The following is a 20,885-nucleotide window of genomic DNA, read 5'->3' on the forward strand; positions in this document are numbered from 1 at the left end:
TTATCCGATGTCTGATATTTTAAGCTGTTTCAAACACTCAGATATTTTTTACCGTGAAAATACATTCTGAAAAGCCGGGTTTTTTATCTGTTTTCACTGAAAATATTTTCAGAACCGGGGGCGAAAAACCCGGCTTTTTCATGAGCGTTTATATCAGACATTCCCGTAAAACCGCTGAGGAAATTGCCTGCAAAGGAAGCACTTTGTCCACAGCGCCCCGTTTAATGGCTTCATGGGGCATACCAAAAACCACCGAGGTTGCCTCATCCTGGGCAATGGTTGCGGCACCGGCCTGCTTCATCTCCAGCATTCCCTGTGCTCCGTCATCTCCCATGCCGGTCATGATGACACCCACGGCATTGGATCCCGCATACCTTGCAGCAGAACGAAAAAGCACGTCCACAGAAGGCCGGTGCCGGCAGACCAGGGGACCGTCCTTAACCTCGACATAGTATTGCGCACCGCTCCGTTTCAGAAGCATATGATGGTTTCCCGGTCCGATCAATGCTCTGCCCCGAAGCACCCTGTCTCCGTTCGCAGCTTCTTTCACCTCAACACGGCATATGGTGTTGAGCCGGTCGGAAAACGCCCGGGTAAAATGTTCCGGCATATGTTGGACAATGACGATGCCAGGAGCGTCAAGGGGAAGATTTTCCAGGAAAAGGCGTAGGGCTTCGGTCCCGCCGGTGGAAGCACCCACCGCCACCACTCGTTCCGTTGTCCGGGCCATGGCTCTGCCTGTGGGCGGCGGAAGAACTGCATCCGCGGTAAGCTTTTTTTCTACTCTGTTCAGTCTCGGGAAAAATCTTCTGGAAATCAGTCTGACACGGGCCCGGGCAGCGGCTTTTACAGCATCACAAATGATTATTCGTGATTCTTCAAGAAATTTTTTCACCCCCATTCTGGGTTTGTTAATGATCTCAACAGCCCCGTATTCCAATGCTTTAAGTGTTGTTTCACATCCTTCCTCGGTCAGGGCCGAACACATGACCACAGGCATCGGATGCTGCGTCATGATTTTCTGAAGAAAAGTGATACCATCCATCCGGGGCATTTCCACATCAAGCGTAATAACATCAGGGGCTTCCTTCATTATTTTCTTGGCTGCGATAATCGGATCCGGAGCCGTGGCCATTACTTCGATAGCGGGGTCCGACGATAAAATTGCTTTAAGGGTCTGACGGACCACCGCTGAATCATCCACAATCAACACTTTTATCTTTGTCTTCATTTAGAACTCAACCCTCTTATTTTATTAATATTAAAAAATGACGGTCTCACTTCTCAGTTCTCACTTTCTGAGTTATCCTATCTTTCGGTAAACAGCGGTTGCCACCGGAATCAGCGGCACATCCAGGCTGTTCAGTGTTTCGGAATGTCCCATAAACATGAAGCCTTCCGGCCTCAGGTGATAACAAAGGCGATTCAGCACAGATTCCTGAGTTGTTCTGTCAAAGTAAATCAGAACGTTTCGGAAAAAGATGATGTCCATTGTCTCGCGGATACAAAGAGATTTTTCCATAAGATTAAGGCGCCGAAATTTAACAGCCGCTCTGAGTTCGGGAACGATCCTTACAATATCTTTGGTCTTATCTTTGCTCTTGAGAAGATATCTTTTTCTGAATCTGAGGGGAACCGGTTCCACCCGCTCATGATCATATATGCCGAGAATTGCCTTTTTGAGAACTTTTGTGGAGATATCCGTGGCAAGGATCGAATATGTAAATCCGGGATAGCGGAATGCAAAATCACTTAAAACCATTGCCAACGTATAAGGTTCTTCTCCGCTGGAACACCCCGCACTCCAGATCATGGCTGTTTTTCTCAGCGCGGAAACCGGGTCATCGTCTGTTTTTAAAAATGCGCGGTTTCTTCTGATCAACCAGGGCAATACGGTCTGAGTCAGATAATCAAAATGCTGGGGTTCCCGAAAGAAGTCGGTCTTATTCGTTGTGACCACATCAATCATATTCGGCAGTTCTTTCTCTATTCCCCGGGGGCTGAACACATAATCATAATATTCTTCAAATGTGGTGATCCCCAGTTTGCGGAGTCTTTTCTGAAGACGAGCCTGTAACATGGTCTTTTTTACTTCTGGCATTTTTATTCCCAGTTCATTATGAATAAACGCGCTGAAGCGAAAAAAAATTTTATCGGGCATGGATTGAAACTGAGGATTTGGATTTACAATTTCTGAATTCAGACGCGATACGGAATTATCCGAGTTCGAATTTTTCATGTCGCATTCCGCTTTTGCTATGCTGGTTTGGCTCATTACTGATATGCTTTTGTAATTTATCTTTAAAGGAAGTTTGTAAAACACATATAAACCATAGCATTGAAAACGCATTATTGTAAAGCATTTTATACACGCTGAAATTAAAGAATATCCTTTGCTCAGACAACCTTTAAAGTTCACATCAGTCAGTACCCGGACAAAGGTTTTTCAGTATTTTTTCCGGAGTGCTGAAATTTCATTTCAGCCCTTTGGATCATGAAGACCGGGTGAGGGATCATGAACCTTTCTGATTTTCTGATTTTCTGATTTTGTATTTTTTAAAAAAATAAACAATTATTACACAGGGACCAGCCCTGGGGTGATGAAAATGTCACAAACCGGGCTGACAATTGCGATCCCATTTTTATTCCGCAAATTTTTTATTACTTAAAAATCAGGCAGTTAAAAAATGAGGGGAACAAAAACGGGATCAGCTTTTTCAGAGCCTTGGAAACATTTTCATCACCCCAGACCAGCCCTTATTTTGCTCTGAATTCAAAAAAGAGAAATTTTATCGTGAAAAAAACTTGCATCACTCCTTTGGATTACGATAAGTATTAAATATTGGTTTCTGGTTCGTCAAGTTAAGTCAATACCTCGGACATTTTTTATAACCTATTGTTTTTATTCAGTTTGAATATTCTATTCCTAAAAAATTTAAATTTTATAATTTCAACAGGTTAAAGTTTTGGACATTTTTAATTTCCAAAAACTGTCCGAACTATTGTTAAGTATCAAATGCCAAAAAATAAATTTGGAGAAATATTAATGCATTACGAAGGAAATATCATTCGGCCTCCGAGCGAGGCAAACAGTATTCTGCTGCAAGTCACAGTGGGATGCTCACGCAACAAATGTACATTTTGCGGAACATTCATGGGAGAACGTTTCCGTATCAAATCTGATGATATTATCATGCAGGATATTGCTTTTGCAGCAAAATATTGCAAAAAACAGCGACGGATCTTTCTCTGTGACGGGGATGTCATGATTGTTCCTCAGAAAAGACTGCTGCATATTCTTACAGAGATTAAAAAACAACTGCCCTGGGTGACACGGGTGGGCGTGTATGCCAATGCCAAAAGCCTGAAAATGAAAACCGTTGACGAACTCAGAACGCTTAAAGATAATGGCATAGGAATTGCTTACATGGGTCTTGAAACCGGTGACGACGTGACACTTAAAAATATCAACAAAGGGGCAACATCGGAAACCATGATTCAGATGGGGAAAAAAGCAAGGGAAGCAGGCATAAAACTCTCAATTACGGTATTGCTGGGAATTGCCGGACGGGAACGGTCTCAGATACATGCCAGGGAGACCGGGAGGGTCCTTTCCGCGATTGATCCCGAATATACGGGCGCGCTGAGTCTGATGCTGATTCCGGGAACCCCCCTTCACAAAGATTATGAAGCTGGAAAATTTACACTGATCGAACCGGATGAAATGCTTCAGGAACTCAGAACCATGATTGCCCATACCCATATGTCAAGGGGGCTTTTCCACGCCAATCATGCCTCAAACTATCTGCCCATAAGGGCAAGACTTCCCAGAGACAAAGAAGAGACATTAAAGCTGATTGACCAAGCACTTGAGGGCAGCGTGGCTCTGAAACCGGAATGGCTCAGGGCACTTTAGCCGCGAATAGCTTCGGTCCTTTCTTGTCCTCAGATTCCCGCTTTCTGTGTGGGAACCCATGGAAAATCGCTCAGACTTCCCAAGTTTTTTAAACTTCGGAAGTCTTTTTCAATCAGGTTTTTTGCGCTTGTACTGGAAATTCTGTTATGAAAATATTAATTGCGAAAACCGCAGGCTTCTGCATGGGGGTGCGCAGGGCTGTTGAGATGGTTCTGGACGCGCCCCGCAAACATGAAACGCCTATCTTCACATATGGTCCTCTGATACACAATCCCCAGGTGCTGGGCCTTTTGAAAGAAAAAGGAATAACGGTCATCAATGATATTCCGGATCAGGGGAACGGCACGGTACTGATTCGGGCGCACGGGGTTCCCCCGCAGGCAAAAGACAAACTCGGAAAAGCAGGCTTTACGGTTGTTGACGCCACATGCCCCCGGGTGATCAGGGTCCAGACCATCATAAAAAAACATGCGAATCAGGGGTATGAGACCATCATTATCGGAGACAGGGATCACCCCGAAGTTATCGGTCTGCTGGGGTATGCGGAGGAAAAAGGGCATGTGGCCGGCACCCTGAAAGACCTTGAGGCGCTTCCGGCTTTTGACAAAGCCATTATTGTTGCCCAGACCACGCAGAATACGGTTTTTTTTGAGTCTGTAAAAAAATGGGGTCTTCAAAAATTTCCTCATTATAAAATTTTTAACACCATTTGCGATTCCACAGAAAAAAGACAAAACGAGGTAAAAGAACTCACTGCCTCTGTGGACAGCATGATTGTTGTCGGGGGGCATAGCAGCGGAAACACACAACGTCTTGCTGAGATAGCACAACTGAGCGGCAAACCCGCTTATCACATTGAAACAGAGGCGGAACTGGATATGAAAGCGATTGCCTCTGTCCGGACTATCGGCATAACAGCCGGTGCGTCCACCCCCAACTGGATCATAAAAAGAATTTACAGGGCCCTTGAGACATTACCTTTGAACAAGGGCCAGCACTGGCACAGATTCTTTTTTGCCCTGCGCCGCACGCTTCTTCTTACAAATATTTATGTGTCTCTCGGGGCCGGATGTCTGTGTTACGCGTGCAGCAAATTACTTGGAATACCGAATTATTATTCTTATGTGTTTATCGCCATGCTGTATGTTCAGGCCATGCACATTTTTAACAATCTCACAGGCAGAGAGGCTGATCATTACAATGACCCTGAGAGAGCTTTTTTTTACAGCAAATATAAATGGCCCCTTGCGATCCTCGCTTTTCTCGCCGGGGCGGCCGGTCTCATAAAAGCATGTTTCATGGGTGTGTTTCCTTTTCTGATCCTTCTTTTCATGAGTGTCATGGGGCTTTCCTATAATCTGACCCTGATACCGGAAAAGATTTCTGATGGAAACTACCGGAGAATACGGGATATTCCCGGATCAAAGACCGTTCTGATTGCCGTGGCATGGGGGATTGTCACTTCGGTCTTTCCCTCTTTGTCTGTATCCGGTGAGATAGACCTTGGCACGATATTGGTATTTACATGGGCCACAGGAATGGTTTTTGTGAGAAGCGCGTTTTTCGACATTCTTGACATGCAGGGAGACCGGGTCGTAGGGAAAGATACCATTCCCATATTGCTGGGAGAAAAACGAACCCTTGGTCTTTTAAAGTCTGTGTTGATGATAATCACGCTTATTTTAATTTTTTCAAGTGCATTTCACATCATCTCACGCCTTGGTTTTACGCTTGCAATCTGTCCCATTTTCATGTATCTAATTGTCTCAGCCCATGAACGAGGATATATGCTTCCCGGTATTCGGCTCGAGTTTCTGGTTGAAACTCATTTTGTTCTGGCAGGCATCATCACGTTTATTCAGTTATCAGTTATCGGTTATCAGTAAGCAGAACCGTAAAACAATTTAGAGATGTAGGGTGGGTGGAGCGAAGCGCAACCCACCGACAGCTGACAGACGGTGGGGCACCCTACATTTTCTGTCCGCTTTCTGTGCCAGCTCCGATTGCCCCACCCCTTCGACAAGCTCAGGGAAAGATTGGGTATTGGTTATGAATTCGGGCTGTTAATATGAGGGGTTGCCCACTGACAAGGAGGAATGAAATTATGGCACAGGTCATTGCAGATCGGAGAGATATTGATTTTGTCCTTCATGAACAAATGAAGGCTGAGGAACTGAGCAGACACCGGAAATTTTCCGAATTTAACAAAAAAACAGTGGATATGATTGTCACCGAAGCACGCAACCTGGCAATTAAGGAGATGCTTCCCACCCAGAAAATCGGAGACGAGGAAGGATGCAGGTTTGAAAACGGAAAGGTGGCCGTACCAGAATGCTTTCACAGAATTTACAAGCTGTTCAGAGAAGGCGAATGGAATGCCATGACCGAACCTCCTGAGTGGGGAGGGCAGGGAATGCCGACAATTGCAGCGATGGCGGCTTCTGACTATTTTAACGGCTCGAATCATGCGTTTATGATATACCCGGGGCTGACTCTCGGTGCCGGAAATCTCATCAGAATATTCGGAACAGAAAAACAAAAAACACTTTTTCTCAGGAAAATGTACACTGGCGAATGGGGCGGAACCATGCTGCTCACAGAGCCTCAGGCCGGGTCGGATGTGGGCGCGCTGACCACATCCGCCGTAAAAAATGATGACGGAACATATTCCATCACCGGAAATAAGATATTTATCTCCGGAGGAGAGAATGATCTGACAGAAAACATTATCCATCCTGTTCTCGCCAGAATACAAGGCGCACCTCCGGGAACCCGGGGCATTTCACTCTTTCTTGTTCCCAAAGTATGGGTGAATGATGACGGAAGTCTTGGTGAATTCAATGATGTGGTTTGCACCGGTATTGAAGAAAAGATGGGAATCCACGGGAACGCGACGTGTTCGCTCACCCTCGGGGGAAAGGGAAAATGCAGGGGAACGCTTCTGGGTCAGGAAAACAAGGGCATGAGCGCCATGTTTCATATGATGAACGAAGCCCGTCTGCTTGTGGGAATGCAGGGATTCAGCTGTGCGTCTGCTTCTTATATGAACGCGGTAAATTACGCGAGAACGCGAATACAGGGAAAGAATGTTCTTATGCAGATGAGTGATCCCAACGCGCCGTCAGTTCCCATTATCGAACATCCTGATGTAAGACGTCAGCTCTTAACAATGAAGGCTTACGTGGAAGGAATGCGGAGTCTTATCTATTACGTTGCCCTGTGTACAGATAAGGCCAAAGTCAGCGATAATGAGGAAGAAAAAGCCAAATATAAAGGCTTTGTGGAAGTCCTCACGCCCATTGCCAAAGGCTATGTCACGGACAGAGCTTTTGATGTCTGCAATTATGGCCTTCAGGTCTATGGCGGATACGGATATATCAGAGATTTTCCCCAGGAACAGCTTCTCCGGGACTGCCGGATTACCATGATTTATGAAGGAGCCAACGGTATTCAGGCCATGGACCTTCTGGGAAGAAAATTAAGAATGAGAAACGCGATGAATGATCTTCTTGAAGAAGGGGGAAAAACCATTGCCGCGGCCAAAGAGATATCCGGCCTGAAAGACTTTGCGCCAAGAGTGGAAAAAGCAGCAGAGAAGCTGTCCCGGGTGGGGGCCCATCTTAGAAAAACGGTCATGTCTTTCAAGGCCCTGAACGCGTTTGCCTATGCATATCCTTTTATGGAAGTCTGCGGAGACCTTGCCATGACGTGGATGCTGCTATGGCGTGCGGTGACAGCGGCTCCGAAACTGGAAAAACTGGTGGGAGCCACTGATTTCTGGGAAAGGCGGGAGGAAATAGAAAAGAATAAAAATGCCGCTTTTTACGAGGGACAGATGAAAAGTGCGGAATTCTTTATCCATAATATTCTTCCCATTACCATGGGAAAAATGGATGTCATTCTTGAGACACACAGCGGGGCCATAGATATTACGGATGTTTCTTTCGGAGGATAGTTTTCAAAAAAAGGGCAAAGCCGGCTTCGGGTTTTGCCCTTTATCGTGTAGGATACTTCCGTATAAACCGTTTCTATTCAGCCTTTTCTTTCTTATGAGCCTTTTCTTTTTTATCACTTTTCATGGGCTTCTTCTTTCTTTCCTGTATCCTCTTCATCCGATTCATCCGACGCTCCTGAAACATTGCTGTAAGTTTCTGATAACGGTCAATCCCCAGAAGTTTGCGTACCTCAAGCAGATATTTGAAACGTTCGGCCGCGAGGTTTTTGTTAGCGTCCTGAAGTTTCAGAAACCGGCTCATGCAGCCGGATTCATTAATATTCTTTTTATCAAGAATTTCTTCCAGTTCAAGCTTTTCTTTTGACACGGTGCTTTTCAAATCAATCATCTTCCGACGGTTTTCCATGAACAACTTGTCAAGCCTGGCCTGTTCCACACTGCTCAGAGCAAGCTCCTTGGCCATTTTCGGCATTCGCCACCATTTACCACCGGGTATTGTCAGCCCTCCCATGGCAGAACCGGATCTCATCATATAATCAGATGCCTGTGCCAGACTTATACCGACCGTAAAAAAGCAAATCAGTATAAAACATACTATTTTTTTCATTCCTGTCTCCTTTTAGTTCCCTGTTCATGTTAAGTTTGGTTCTGATTCGTCAGAAACAATTATCAGGCGCTGTCCGGTCCCGAAATCAGCAAGCGATTCAGCATACTTTCGCTTTCAGCCGGGAGACTGATCTTCCGGATCCCGCTACAGGAATTTTGTATAAGAAGAGGATTTATACTAAGAAAATTTTTTTATCCTTTTCTTATGAATTCCTATTCTTATACAAAATCCCTGTAGCGAAAGGGAGGAACTGATCTGTGATATTGGATCACGGCTTAATAATTTATTTTTACGAATGTCATAAAGCTCGCTTTTCTGGCTTAACTAATTAAATGTATCAGACGGACCGGACGGGCCGAACCTGTGGAACGAATCTGATTTTCTTCCAGCGGAACAACAAACTCCAAAAATTCATCGCCAAAATACCCATAAGATTCTCCGGCAATGTCCATATAAAGATCAGGCAGAGCATATTCTTCCACCACACGGATTTCAACCACAAGTTGTGAATCATCTTCCATTTCTCCGACAGCCTGAGTCATTCGGTTTTCCTGAGAAACAGGGAATGGTGATGACCACCAGATTCCCATTATCAGCAGGACAAGGGCGAACCCCGAGACAAAAGCCGGCCGCAGCCAGTTGCGGAATATCTGAACAACAGGTACCGGTTTTTCCCGGGGCAAAGGCGAAAATGCTTTTGTCATGTTCCCGAGGTTATTCAATTCCTGTTCAAAGTGGCGTTTTCTTTCCTGACATACGGGACATGAGGAGAGGTGATTTCGCACGGCCGGGGCCAGGTCATTTTCATCCACAACAGACCAGATGAGCTGGTCTTCATCCAAATGGATGGTTTTAGATTTCACGGTACACCTCCTTTCAGAAGATCATGGAGTCCGGGAGTCTGTCTGAATTTTTTCAAGGCTCTGTACAAATGGGTCTTGACCGTGCTTTCATTTTTTTTCAGGGTCTCGGCAATCTCCCTGATTCCCAAATGATCTGCAAATCGCAATATGAACACTTCCCGTTCCCATCGCGGCAGCCCCTCTGTAAACTGACGGAACTGTTCCCAGAATTCTTTTCGCATCAGTTTGTCTATGGGATCATCATCATTCTGACTGATTTCCTGATAAGACTCATCAACTTCCGTACTTGTTCCAAAAAAATTCAGAATGCTTTTTTTACGATAAAAATCTTTGATACGGTTTAAAGCAATTCGAAACAGCCACGATTTGAACCGGCTCGTTTTTTTCAGGCCCGGCAGGCTTTTAATCATTTGCATAAAAATCTCCTGGGTGAGGTCCTCAGCGTCCATGCGTGAGCGGGTTCGATAATACACCATACGAAAAATATCCTCATGGAAAAGCATTACCAGCTGATCCGTTGAATTCCTGTTTCCGTGTCTGGCTTTATCCACCAGTTCCGAAACCTGCTGATATTTACTATCTGCCATCAGACCAGAAATCCCCCCCTTTTAATCTCGGCGTTCCGGGCAGAGACATTATCAAATGCGCTATTTCCGCTTATCTCCCGGATTTTATTTCTGAAAACCGAAGCCGCATCCAAAAGAAACGGAGCCTTGCCAATTTTTTCCGACCATATCCCCGAACCTCCTTTTTTATGACTGTTTTGACTTATATGACGAATGTTCCTGTGATTTTGTTTACAATGATACAAAATTATTCCACCTGTAAATTTCTGTGATATGGTCTGAAATCATTTTTTGACATATGTAAAATCAAAGAGTTATCTCAGAAAGTATGTGTCATCACAGGAAAATTACAGGTGGGAAATTTTTAGGGCAGTCGCAGGGCAGATACGACGGACAGGGGAAGACACCCGGGTTTTTCCGACTGTGCGACCCCATATGCATCAGGCTAAGAATGCCGGACGGGGTTTGCAACCCCGTCCGAAACGTTTGTTTTCGGGGGTCGGAAAATATTTCGGACGGGGTTGCAAACCCCGTCCGGCAGATCACGGATTAATAAAAACAATGAGTTACGATCTTAGCCTGATGCATATGCTGTGCGACCCCCCCGGGTTTCTTCGCGGCCCCGAACACAGCCAGGAAATTTTTAGGACTGCTGAGAATGGCTGTTTTTCAAAAACACTCAAAAGAATTGGCATCCTTCATTTAGTAGTTTACACTTTCAGCTAAAATGAATTTTTTATGTTTTTTTTAATTCATGATAATTTTGATTATTTTTATAATATAAACAACCTATTACAAAAAAAACTACAAATTTTGTAGTTAATTTTAGCTAATCATGTTTGAAGTGTGTAAAAAACTACAAAATTTGTAGATTTTACAATATCTATTTGTAAATATTACTTTTATTTAGCTACAAAATTTGTAGATTGAAAAAAAATGGACTTTTTTTCAAATCACCAAAAGTGTAAAGTACTTTTGGGCAAATATGAAGGATGCCAAAGAATTGACCTTTTTCCGTAATTCTGGCATAAATGTTTTTGATAAAGTATCGGAGGGTGACTTTATGGCAAAAAAAACAATCTATGAAGATTTGGAACAAAAAATCAGCGAGTTAGAGAAAAAAATTTCTGAACACAGATACGCGGAAAAAATGCTGATAATATCTTATAATGAACAGAAGCGACAGACAGAGCAACAAATCGCCGAACTGACAAAAGCAAATAATGACCTGAAGAAAAGATTGGAAGACTGTAAGCAGACTGAGGCCGCGCTGAGGAAAAGCAATGGCAGATACAAAGGAATATTCGAATTCACCAAAAACAGTATCGCAGTTTATGAAGCCATAAATGACGGAGAGGATTTTATGTTTGTGGATTTGAACACATCGGCCGAACACATGGAAAATCTTAAACGAGAAGAAGTTATTGGAAAAAGTGTCCTTGAAATATTTCCGAAGTTCAGATCGTTCGGTCTTTTTCAGGTGTTTCAACGGGTCTGGGAGACAGGAAAAACTGAATATCATCCGATCAGCATGTATGAAGATGAACAACGCAAAGGATGGCGGGAGAACTTTGTCTATAAGCTGCCTTCAGGAGAAATTATAGCAATCTATAATGATAAGACAGATCAGAAACAGGCCGAAGATGCCCTGAGAAAAAGCGAGGCCCAAAAAAAAGCCATACTTGACGGAATCACCATAAATCTTGCTTTTGTTGATGAAACCCTTTCAATATTATGGACAAACAAGGCCGCTGAAAAGTCTGTTAGTAAATTCCCTGAGAAAATGCTCGGACATAAATGCTATGAATTATGGGCTGATTCGAAAAAAATTTGCAATAACTGCCCTACAGCAAGGGCATTTAAAACAAAAAAAACAGAAGTGTCCATAATGTGTATGCCGGATGGAAGAGTCTGGCATGAAAAAGCTGAACCGGTTTTTGATGAGAGTGAAAAAATGATCGGTGTTGTTCAGATAGCAAAAGATATTACAGATAAAATTCGTCTCCAGGCCCACCTCCAACAGGCCCATAAAATGGAGGCTATCGCTTCTCTGGCCAGAGGGATCGCCCATGAATTCAACAATGCTTTGTTTGGTGTTACCGGAAACCTCGAACTGCTTAAAATAGCTTCAGCCGGGAACCAAAAAACAGATAAATATATTCACTCAATGAGTCACTCTGTCAGACGAATGACCCGTCTGACCGAACAACTCACAGCTTATGCTCACGGCGGAAAATATCAGCCTAAAACCATATCGCTGAGTGATTTTGTAGAAGACACATTGCCTCTGATTCGGCACACCGTGAATCCCTCTGTCAGTATAACCACGGAGCTGGACAAGGATATCCCCAATGTCAATGTTGATGTTCACCAGATGGAAATGATCCTTTCAGCCGTAATAAGCAACTCAGCAGAAGCAATTGACGGCAAAGGCCATATTCATATTCTTATTGCAAAAGAAGATTATGACGAGGAATATAAAAAATTTCCTAGCGGCTCCGATCCTCAGGGTTATGCCTGTCTGATAATCAAAGATACGGGAAAAGGCATGGATGAGGAAACAAAGTGCAGAATATTTGAACCCTTTTTTACCACCAAAAAAAAATTTCACGGACGGGGACTCAGTATGGCAGCTGTGTATGGTATTATCAATGATCACGATGGCCGAATTTCGGTTGAATCCGAAGTGGGAAAAGGAACTGAGGTTTACATCTGTCTGCCCATTGTTAATTGAGAATTGAGAATTGGTCTCGTTTCCACGCGAATCATGGGAACGAGAAAGCGAGAAATAAGAATATGTCTGAATTTTTCATCTGCTGAATCTTTTTTGGAAAAAAAACTTGATCACCGAATGAAGGATATTATCTTATGGATTAACATAAAAACCATAACATCAGGGAGGTGCGAGATGATGCGACTGGAAGATATACGAAAAGATACAGAACTGTTAAATGCCATAGACTGGGACATGACGCCGGAAGAGGCAGTCAGACTTTATCTTGAATGGGGAAATAACTGGGCGCGTGGCAATTATGTTATCCGATCCAAAAATGATGTGACGCATTATTTTGTGGTAAATACCTGGAAAGAAAAACCGATAATCTATTTTATACGGCGAAATTCGGAAGAAGCGCTTGAACTGGCTGAAATCACCATGCCTGATGACATGAGCCATCGTTTTCTTGCTTCAGTGGGTCGCAACAAAGGGGTTTATGCTGTTGAGGGAGAAGTAAGAAATTGGCTGAAAAAAGAACTCCGTATGACATAAAAACCAGAAAAAGTCTCGTTCCCGGGTTCAGCCTCACTCCCATTAAGTTAAGCTTCCGGAGTGCGAAAATTATTTTTCGCATCCCTGTCGGAAACTCTTTTTGCCACCCCGGATGCTCCTTAACTTAATGGCAGTGGGGTTCAGCCCGGGAACGAGTGACATACTGAATTTAAACCCCCCGCTATTTTGTTTTCATAGTAAATGCGCCGTTCCAATATGCACCCGGGGGATTTGCCTTTAATTCTTCGCACCGGGCCAGCATGACTTTGGCGGGCTTATCCTGATCAGAAGTCAGATCCAAAACCTTTTTAAAAAAATCTCTGGCATTATCCCACTCCTGATTTCTGTATGCTTTCAGTCCGCGGGTGTAATTTATGACTGTCTCTTTCATAAGATCGTCAGCATCTTCGGCATAGCCCATCAGTTGGTAAATCTTAATGGGTTCTTTTTTTCCCACAACATTTATCAGGTCTATCTCTCTTGTCATCATACTGTCACCTGCTTCCTCCCGGGTTCTTTCACCGATCAGGTTATAAATGCCATAGACCTTGTTCACCCCTTCTAATCGTGCAGCAGTGTTTACAGTATCTCCCATCATGGTGTAATCCATGCGTTTTTTTGATCCCATGTTCCCCACGACCGCGGGGCCTGTGAAAAGACCGACCCGCATATGAAGTTCGGGCCTTCCTGTTTCTTTCCAGGATTTCCGAAGCTGAACCAGCCGGTTCTGCATATCCGCACATGCTTTGCAAGCGGCTTTGGCCTGATTATCAAGCTCATTGGGCGCACCGAAAAACGCAATAATGGCATCTCCTTCGAATTTATCCACGGTCCCTTTATGATGCAGGATGATATTTGTCATTTCCGTTAAAAATTCATTTAACAATTCCACAAGTTCTTTGGGAGAAAGTTTTTCAGAAATACTTGTAAATCCCTGGACATCTGAAAAAAATGCCGTGATGACCCGTTCCTCCCCCCCCAGTCCGAGCTTTTCAGGGGATTGAATAAGCTCCTCAACCACTGACGGGGCGAGGTAGGTGGAAAAGGCATTTTTGATAAATTTTTTCTGTGCGGATTCTGTCAGGTATTTGTATATGGTAATGCTGATGTACAAAAAAATGATCACACAAAGGGGATAAACAAGGTTGAGGATCACCCCCCGGTGTGAAAAGAAATACTGGCACAGAAAAATATAGCCCATAAACAGAGAAAATGTCACTGCCGCGCCAGATACAACCTCTGTCCGGGGAAGCACAATTCCCAGGACAATCCCTGCGATGATAATGGCCATGAGATCAAAAACAGCGGCCCAGACCGGCTGGTGCAGAAAATTTCCGGACAGGATGGTATCCACAACATTTGCATGGATTTCAGTACCCGGAAAAACATTCTCAAAAGGCGTGACCCGCATATCATGCGTTCCTATGGCGGTTACGCCGACAATGACAATCTTATCTTTCAGGTCCTTATCGGGAACTTTTCCGCTTAATATATCTGTAATGGAAATATGGGGAAAACTTTTTTCTTTTCCCCGGTAATTGATCAGAATTCGTCCGAACTCATCTGTCACAACAGGACGGTCCCCGATGTGTACGGCCCGGATGCCGTAATGGGCGATTTTAACCGAAAGCGGCATGTCCAGATAGGCGCTTGCTATGATGAGAGACAATGGCGCATACAACTTGTTTTCGAATTTCATGACCGCGGGAATCCACCGCACCACGCCGTCTTTATCAGGAAACATATTGAAAAATCCGGAGTAGTCTGCTGAATCTGAAATCATCCTGATGTTGGACTGAGGGGCCGCTCCTTGTTTAATGATCATGTCGGATATCTCAACACCCCGGGGACCACATACCAGCTTATACAGAGAACCTCGGATATTTTTTTCATGATCAGAAAGTTCCTCCTCAGTGATATGAGCCGGTTTTTCAGCTTCTGTATGAAAAAAATATCCAAGTACGATTTTTGCTTTGGAATTTTTTATGGCATCAGCCAGAAGCCTGTCATTACTCGCGCGTAATTTCAAATTTTCCAAATAGGTTTCAATCTCACGGGCCTGAACATCGGAATACGGAAGCTTTTTCTTCAGTTCCTCTATAATTTCAATGAGTTTTTTGCTGTTAATATCCGGTTCAAGAAATCCGATATCAAACGCGATGACTCTGGCTCCGGCTTCGGAAAGCTTTGTAACCAGCGATGCCAGCTTTGACCTGGGCCACATCCATTTTCCTTCCTCAGCAATACTTTTCTCATCAACCACTGCCAGAACCACATCTGAAAGCGGAGAAATCGCTCCTCTGGATGCAAATCTCAAATCAATTGTTTTTAATTCCATAAAATCCAGAAAAGGAATTCCGATGGTATAGGCAAAAACACCGACAAGGATGGCAACCAGGGAAATGAGGAAGGTGATATGCTTTTTTATGAACTTGTTATATTTTTTCATAATAGACGCTCAAGAAAAAGCCGGGTTTTTCGCCCCCCCGGTCATAAAAATATTTTCAGATAAAAAACCCGGGGTTTCAAAATGTATTTTCACGGTAAAGGACTGCTGAAATCCGAAATAAAACAATTTTCAATCAGGCTGGCTTTTATTTTTTGTTTTATTTCGGATTCCGTGCTTACGGGTCTATGGATACTGACGCTGTATTCGGCTCATCCTTTCCTCATAAACCGAAAGGACAAGTATTGTTGCCAGGGGCTGCGTGAAAAGCCATCCGATGACAACAAAACTCCCCACCCAGGAAATCCCCAGGAATAAAACCACAACAATAACATGATCTGTGATATTTTCCCGTAATGACATTGAAATACTTTCTTTAACAGCGTCTGTCAGGTTCAGCTTTCTGTCTGTCATAAGGGGCATCATATAAAGGCAGCCAAAAGATACGGCCAATACAATAAGGATGCCGGGCAGAACCAGCATCCAAAATCCGATTATCGTTGCAATAACAACGATGACCTCAAATCCCAGCAAAGGCAAAAACAGTTCCATCTGAGAAAAGACATCCTGAATCTTTGGTTCACGCCCCTCTCTTACCATCAGAAGAATGCCGTGCATATATCCGGCCATGGTAACAGGCGCAAGAATTCCGAAGGTCAGACAGCTCACTGTGACCATCACCAGTGTCATAAAAATAAGCGGGACAATAAATTTAAGTGTGAGATTCCATGATTTTTCAAGATGAGTTTTAAAATCCATTGATTGTTCCTTTAAATATTGTGAAAAGATCCGTCTGACAACAGGATGTCAGATACCATTAATAAATATGGTGTATAGAGGAACGGGGGTCATTTGTCAAGCAACAGCAGCGTTTCCGGTGATTCAGAATAAAAATGGCATCAGATGATCGGAAACATAACGATATGCCTTTTATCCTCGTTCCTGAACTTTGGTTTAGGAATGCTCCTGCACACGCGCCCGAATTTGCGTGTCCGAACATACAGACGTTTTTATAAACTCCCGTGGCCTGCCAGTCACAACGCAACATGAAAATTTTATAATCTTTTCCTGACACTTAACACCTAACATGAAAAATTTGTAATTTTTCCTAACACCTAACACCTAACACCTAACACTTAACACCTTTTTCATATAAAAACCAGAAAAACAAGGTTTTATGCCTTTGTAATAGGAAAAATGGTGTCCAGTTTTAACACGCTGAACAGGTCATAGAGCGTATCAGAAACATTTTCAACCCGCATACTTGCTCCGGATGCAGCCAAGTCTTTATAAAACAGCAGCAATTTGCCAATCCCTTTGCTGCCGATATTGCTGACTGCTCTGAAATCAAAAATAACTTCCCTGAAAGAAGACTTGTCCAATTCAAAAAAGCGGGACATGAGGACCTCGGCACCCTGATCTCCTATTTTTCCCTTTACTGTAAAACAAACACGCTCTTCTTTGTATGCAACTGAAATTTCCATATTAATAAGTCCTTTCCTGCCGGATGTTCTCTACAGAGAATAAAAAAAATAAAAATTTCCCCGGCCCTGACGGATTTGGGATCATTAAATCAATATCGTTCGGCATGATTTTTGCATAGCCGGACGGAAATGCCCGGCATTTCCGCATTTTGGAGAAATTGTTTCCGAAAAACGCCCGGCGGACATTTCGGGATTTCAGTTTTCCGGATATATGAATTCAGTTAGTTACAAATGTACGCAAAAATCGTGCCGAACGGTATTGTCATTAAATTGTCTTAGTTTTCAAATTTACCGTTTTTTTTCTGTCACCGGAAAATTTAATGGTCTGTCATCCGCCTCCCTATTTTGTCATTGGTTTTGAAAATCATATCTGACAATGATATTTACTCATTAAATGATTAATAATCAATAAAATTCATCACCAGCTTTTCTCCTTTCCTTACATTTTCCGGTTGACATATCGGAAATTATAAAATCTGGTCACAGCAGATCCGAACCTCAGATTAACGCGGATAACAACGGAATTCACAGATTTTTTCTTAGAAGAAAGCAATGAATATGACAATATTTCTAATTGACAAAAAATTCTCACCTGCTATAAATTCCCAGTTCTGTAACATTGGGAATTTCAGGAAATCAAATTCAACATCGGTTAAAGCAGTATCTGATAATGTCGAAGACATGATAACACGGCTTAAAATAAGGTGCAATGAGTTTATGATCAGCTTTCAGAAAGATACGCCCCCTCTTTTTATTGATTGCGACAATTGGATTTTATAATAGAGTTGTTCCCAAATAAGTAAGCCTCTCAGCCCGCTGTCATATGACGCGACGTGCGGCCCATAATGCCACAAAGACACAAAGGGCCACAAAAACCCTTCGTGAAGCCTTCGTGTCTTTGTGGCATTATTTATTTAGGAACAACTCTGATAAATAGACACAAAGACTCTTCCTTCGTGAAGCCTTCGTGTCTTCGTGTCTTTGTGGCATTATTTATTTAGGAACAACTCTGATAAATGACCACTGTCATCAGTTCAAAACGTTCGGATGGTTACAAGCTTTAAATTCTGTTCCGGGCCATACTTTCGGAATCAGAACATTCTCAACGAAAAAATAAATGCTCATGAAAAAGCCGGGTTTTTCGCCGCCGGTTATGAAAATATTTTCAGATAAAAAACCCGGGTTTTCAAAATGTATTTTTACGGTAAAAAAATAATCAAGGAGTCTCCCTGTATATGTTTCCATCTATTATGATTATTGACGATGAACCATCCATACGTCAGTCTTTAAGCGGCATTCTTTCCGATGAGGGGTTTGATGTCATTACAGCCTCTAACGGATACGAGGCATTGAAGATCATTGACTCGGAATCTCCTGACCTTGTTCTCCTTGACATATGGATGCCGGGTATTGATGGTATTGAAACCTTAAAAGAGATAAAAAAAAACAATGCCTTTATTCAGGTTGTCATCATAACAGGACACGGAACAATTGAAACTGCCGTGAAAGCCACGAAGCTGGGCGCATTCGATCTGATTGAAAAACCCCTTTCAATTGACAAGGTGATTGTGACAATTAACAATGCCCTGAATTTCAGACGACTTGAAGAAGAAAACAAGTATTTGCGTAAAAAAACTATAGAAAAAAACGCTATCAACGGAAACAGCCCTCTTATTGCGGAACTGAAAAAACAGGTTGCCATTGCGGCTCCCACGGATTCATGGATTCTGATTACAGGAGAAAACGGAACAGGTAAGGAGCTGGTGGCCCGAACCATCCATCAGTTAAGCACTCGTTCTGATCAGCCGCTTATTGATGTGAACTGTGCTGCCATTCCTGATGAACAGATTGAAATTGAGTTGTTCGGCCAGGAAAAAGGCTTTTCTTCGGAAATGAGCGCCCGGAAAAGAGGTAAATTTGAAATGGCAAACAGCGGAACCCTCTTTCTGGATGAAATCGGTGATATGAGTCTGAGGAATCAGGCAAAAATACTCCGGGTGCTTCAGGAACAGAAATTTCAGCGGACCGGCGGGGACAGAATGATAAGTGTGGATGTAAGAGTTATCGCCGCCAGCAACAAAGACCTCGAAAATGAGATTAAAAAAGGAAATTTCCGAGAAGAACTTTACTATCGTCTGAATGTTGTCCCCATCGAAGTTCCGCCATTAAGAAATCGTTTGGAAGATATTCCTATTCTCGTTGAAACATTTCTTACAGAATGTGCGGACCACCATCACACCCCGAAAAAACGGCTGACTGAAAAAGCCCTTAAAACGCTGTGCAATTATTCATGGCCGGGAAATGTCAGAGAACTGAAGAATTTTATCGGAAGACTGGCGATTATGGTGGAAAAACAACTGATTGATGATTATGACATATCTGTTCCCTGTAACCCGGGATCCGAAGGAAACACAACATCAGCAGAAGCAAAATTATTTTCCATCGCTCGCTTGGAAGAAGCAAAGAAAATATTTGAAAAAGAATTTATCCAAAGAAAGCTTGTGGAAAATCAGAACGACATTGATAAGACAGCCCAAATAATCGGCACGGAACGGAGCTATCTTGAGAAAAAATTAGGAATTAAGAATTAAGAATAGGAGTTTCAAATTTCAAGTTTCAAGGTATAAAATTGAGAATTATCAGTGGTGAATTAAAAGGCAGAAAACTGCATTCGGTTCGAGGTATGGCAATAAGGCCCACGGCTGACCGTGTTCGGGAATCCTTATTTAACATTCTTTCTTCTCATGTTCGGGAAGCAGTGGTGCTGGACCTTTTTGCCGGAACCGGGGCTTTTGGGATTGAGGCATTAAGCCGGGGGGCGGCATTTGCGGTGTTCATAGACAAACATAAGAGTGCGCTTTCCACCGTGGCCCGGAACATTCGCTCATGCGGTCTTGAGAACAGAACAAAAACTATTAAATGGGATATTCAAAAGAATCTTAACTGTATAAAACTGACAAGCTTTTCAGCTTTTAATCTCGTATTCATGGACCCGCCTTACAACAGAAATCTGATAAAACCTTCTCTCTGCAATCTCCGCGCCAGCGGCTCTTTGGAAAAAGGAGCGATTGTTGCTGTTGAGCACAGTCTCTCAGAGGCGATTCCGGAAAATTATACCGAGTATGTCATAGCAGATCAGAGAAAATATGGAAAAACACTTGTATCATTTTTAAATTATATGATATAGAATGCCTTATTTTTTAACCATTAAGGATGAATAAACTGATGCACAGAACAGCTATCTATCCGGGATCATTTGATCCGGTGACAAAAGGTCATGTTAATATCATTGAACGGGGACTTAAAATTTTTGACAAAATTATTGTGACGATTTTATGTAATCCTTCCAAAAAGTCATTTTTTAGCGTCGAAGAACGGACAGAAATGCTTCAAGTAAGCCTGAAAAAATTTTCAAATGTTGAAATAGATAGTTACAACGGGCTGCTTGTGGATTACGCGGTCAAGCGGGAAGCCAATGCGATATTGCGCGGAATGCGGGCCGTATCTGATTTTGAATATGAGTTTCAGCTGGCGCTGATGAATCGCAAACTGAACCGGGAAATTCAGACGGTTTTTCTGATGACCAGCCTCCGATGGATATTCACCAGCTCATCCATTATCAAAGAAGCGGCAAAGTTTGGCGGTGATATCAGCGATATGGTTCCGTCCGTAGTGAGCCAGAAGATAAAAGAGAAATTCGGCCCTGTCTGAAATTTCATCGATCATGGATCTTTTTCTAAAATTAGTCTCTGCCCCGTGTGTACATATTTGCGCCTCGGT

Annotated in this window: 16 protein-coding genes; 8 read left to right on the plus strand and 8 right to left on the minus strand. The window is 43.0% G+C overall.

Annotation, left to right across the window (positions count from 1 at the left end; translation table 11 throughout):
• Positions 1-148 precede the first annotated feature (148 nt).
• Positions 149-1,231 (minus strand): protein-glutamate methylesterase/protein-glutamine glutaminase, encoded by a 1,083-nt coding sequence (locus tag dnm_RS20480; protein WP_207678760.1) that lies wholly within the window; start codon positions 1,229-1,231, stop codon positions 149-151.
• A gap of 72 nt (positions 1,232-1,303) precedes the next feature.
• Positions 1,304-2,275 (minus strand): CheR family methyltransferase, encoded by a 972-nt coding sequence (locus dnm_RS20485; protein WP_246556047.1) that lies wholly within the window; start codon positions 2,273-2,275, stop codon positions 1,304-1,306.
• A gap of 771 nt (positions 2,276-3,046) precedes the next feature.
• Here dnm_RS20485 and dnm_RS20490 point away from each other — a divergent pair.
• The 3 genes from dnm_RS20490 to dnm_RS20500 all read left to right on the plus strand — a co-directional run bounded on the left by dnm_RS20490 (position 3,047) and on the right by dnm_RS20500 (position 7,871).
• Positions 3,047-3,916, plus strand: a complete 870-nt coding sequence (locus tag dnm_RS20490; RefSeq protein WP_207678761.1) for a radical SAM protein — start codon at positions 3,047-3,049, stop codon at positions 3,914-3,916.
• A 146-nt stretch (positions 3,917-4,062) separates the two neighbouring features.
• Positions 4,063-5,802: a 4-hydroxy-3-methylbut-2-enyl diphosphate reductase gene (gene ispH, locus dnm_RS20495; protein WP_207678762.1), complete on the plus strand. Its 1,740-nt coding sequence runs from the start codon at positions 4,063-4,065 to the stop codon at positions 5,800-5,802.
• Positions 5,803-6,020: 218 nt separating this feature from the next.
• On the plus strand, positions 6,021-7,871 hold the full coding sequence (locus tag dnm_RS20500) for an acyl-CoA dehydrogenase (protein WP_207678763.1): 1,851 nt from the start codon (positions 6,021-6,023) through the stop codon (positions 7,869-7,871).
• Positions 7,872-7,944: 73 nt separating this feature from the next.
• Here the strand turns inward: dnm_RS20500 and dnm_RS20505 are convergent, their stop codons facing one another.
• From dnm_RS20505 to dnm_RS20515, 3 genes are all read right to left on the minus strand, one after another.
• Positions 7,945-8,478 (minus strand): hypothetical protein, encoded by a 534-nt coding sequence (locus dnm_RS20505; protein ID WP_207678764.1) that lies wholly within the window; start codon positions 8,476-8,478, stop codon positions 7,945-7,947.
• 320 nt (positions 8,479-8,798) lie between these two features.
• Entirely contained in the window at positions 8,799-9,341 is a 543-nt protein-coding gene (locus tag dnm_RS20510) for a hypothetical protein (RefSeq protein ID WP_207678765.1), read from the minus strand.
• A complete protein-coding gene (locus dnm_RS20515) occupies positions 9,338-9,928 on the minus strand; it encodes an RNA polymerase sigma factor (protein WP_207678766.1) in 591 nt (196 codons plus the stop codon). The genes dnm_RS20510 and dnm_RS20515 overlap by 4 nt, the downstream gene beginning before the upstream one ends.
• Positions 9,929-10,970: 1,042 nt before the next feature.
• On the opposite strand from dnm_RS20515, the gene dnm_RS20520 reads away from it, so the two are divergent.
• Both dnm_RS20520 and dnm_RS20525 read left to right on the plus strand, forming a co-directional pair.
• Complete coding sequence (locus dnm_RS20520; protein ID WP_207678767.1) at positions 10,971-12,641, plus strand: PAS domain-containing sensor histidine kinase; 1,671 nt, start codon at positions 10,971-10,973, stop codon at positions 12,639-12,641.
• 174 nt (positions 12,642-12,815) lie between these two features.
• Positions 12,816-13,175: a DVU0772 family protein gene (locus dnm_RS20525; protein WP_207678768.1), complete on the plus strand. Its 360-nt coding sequence runs from the start codon at positions 12,816-12,818 to the stop codon at positions 13,173-13,175.
• Between the two features lie 181 nt (positions 13,176-13,356).
• Here the strand turns inward: dnm_RS20525 and dnm_RS20530 are convergent, their stop codons facing one another.
• The 3 genes from dnm_RS20530 to dnm_RS20540 all read right to left on the minus strand — a co-directional run bounded on the left by dnm_RS20530 (position 13,357) and on the right by dnm_RS20540 (position 17,105).
• Positions 13,357-15,624 carry a CHASE2 domain-containing protein gene (locus dnm_RS20530; RefSeq protein ID WP_207678769.1) on the minus strand — a complete coding sequence of 756 codons (2,268 nt, stop codon included), beginning with the start codon at positions 15,622-15,624 and terminating at the stop codon, positions 13,357-13,359.
• Between the two features lie 183 nt (positions 15,625-15,807).
• Positions 15,808-16,380 (minus strand): hypothetical protein, encoded by a 573-nt coding sequence (locus tag dnm_RS20535; RefSeq protein ID WP_207678770.1) that lies wholly within the window; start codon positions 16,378-16,380, stop codon positions 15,808-15,810.
• A gap of 416 nt (positions 16,381-16,796) precedes the next feature.
• Positions 16,797-17,105 carry an STAS domain-containing protein gene (locus tag dnm_RS20540; RefSeq protein ID WP_207678771.1) on the minus strand — a complete coding sequence of 103 codons (309 nt, stop codon included), beginning with the start codon at positions 17,103-17,105 and terminating at the stop codon, positions 16,797-16,799.
• A gap of 1,235 nt (positions 17,106-18,340) precedes the next feature.
• On the opposite strand from dnm_RS20540, the gene dnm_RS20545 reads away from it, so the two are divergent.
• The 3 genes from dnm_RS20545 to coaD are packed head-to-tail and all read left to right on the plus strand — an operon-like array spanning position 18,341 to position 20,816.
• Entirely contained in the window at positions 18,341-19,696 is a 1,356-nt protein-coding gene (locus dnm_RS20545) for a sigma-54-dependent transcriptional regulator (RefSeq protein WP_207678772.1), read from the plus strand.
• A 38-nt stretch (positions 19,697-19,734) separates the two neighbouring features.
• Positions 19,735-20,292, plus strand: a complete 558-nt coding sequence (gene rsmD / locus dnm_RS20550) for a 16S rRNA (guanine(966)-N(2))-methyltransferase RsmD (protein WP_207678773.1) — start codon at positions 19,735-19,737, stop codon at positions 20,290-20,292.
• A 38-nt stretch (positions 20,293-20,330) separates the two neighbouring features.
• Positions 20,331-20,816 carry a pantetheine-phosphate adenylyltransferase gene (coaD, locus tag dnm_RS20555; protein WP_207678774.1) on the plus strand — a complete coding sequence of 162 codons (486 nt, stop codon included), beginning with the start codon at positions 20,331-20,333 and terminating at the stop codon, positions 20,814-20,816.
• Positions 20,817-20,885 lie beyond the last annotated feature (69 nt).

The organism is Desulfonema magnum, assembly GCF_017377395.1.
GTDB lineage: Bacteria > Desulfobacterota > Desulfobacteria > Desulfobacterales > 4be13 > Desulfonema_C > Desulfonema_C magnum.

Excerpts from the sequence above, each read along its gene's own strand:
- dnm_RS20480 (WP_207678760.1), bottom strand. The coding sequence starts at position 1,231 with ATGAAGACAAAGATAAAAGTGTTGATTGTGGATGATTCAGCGGTGGTC.
- dnm_RS20485 (WP_246556047.1), bottom strand. The coding sequence starts at position 2,275 with ATGAGCCAAACCAGCATAGCAAAAGCGGAATGCGACATGAAAAATTCG.
- dnm_RS20490 (WP_207678761.1), top strand. The coding sequence starts at position 3,047 with ATGCATTACGAAGGAAATATCATTCGGCCTCCGAGCGAGGCAAACAGT.
- ispH (WP_207678762.1), top strand. The coding sequence starts at position 4,063 with ATGAAAATATTAATTGCGAAAACCGCAGGCTTCTGCATGGGGGTGCGC.
- dnm_RS20500 (WP_207678763.1), top strand. The coding sequence starts at position 6,021 with ATGGCACAGGTCATTGCAGATCGGAGAGATATTGATTTTGTCCTTCAT.
- dnm_RS20505 (WP_207678764.1), bottom strand. The coding sequence starts at position 8,478 with ATGAAAAAAATAGTATGTTTTATACTGATTTGCTTTTTTACGGTCGGT.
- dnm_RS20515 (WP_207678766.1), bottom strand. The coding sequence starts at position 9,928 with ATGGCAGATAGTAAATATCAGCAGGTTTCGGAACTGGTGGATAAAGCC.
- dnm_RS20520 (WP_207678767.1), top strand. The coding sequence starts at position 10,971 with ATGGCAAAAAAAACAATCTATGAAGATTTGGAACAAAAAATCAGCGAG.
- dnm_RS20525 (WP_207678768.1), top strand. The coding sequence starts at position 12,816 with ATGATGCGACTGGAAGATATACGAAAAGATACAGAACTGTTAAATGCC.
- dnm_RS20530 (WP_207678769.1), bottom strand. The coding sequence starts at position 15,624 with ATGAAAAAATATAACAAGTTCATAAAAAAGCATATCACCTTCCTCATT.
- dnm_RS20535 (WP_207678770.1), bottom strand. The coding sequence starts at position 16,380 with ATGGATTTTAAAACTCATCTTGAAAAATCATGGAATCTCACACTTAAA.
- dnm_RS20540 (WP_207678771.1), bottom strand. The coding sequence starts at position 17,105 with ATGGAAATTTCAGTTGCATACAAAGAAGAGCGTGTTTGTTTTACAGTA.
- dnm_RS20545 (WP_207678772.1), top strand. The coding sequence starts at position 18,341 with ATGTTTCCATCTATTATGATTATTGACGATGAACCATCCATACGTCAG.
- coaD (WP_207678774.1), top strand. The coding sequence starts at position 20,331 with ATGCACAGAACAGCTATCTATCCGGGATCATTTGATCCGGTGACAAAA.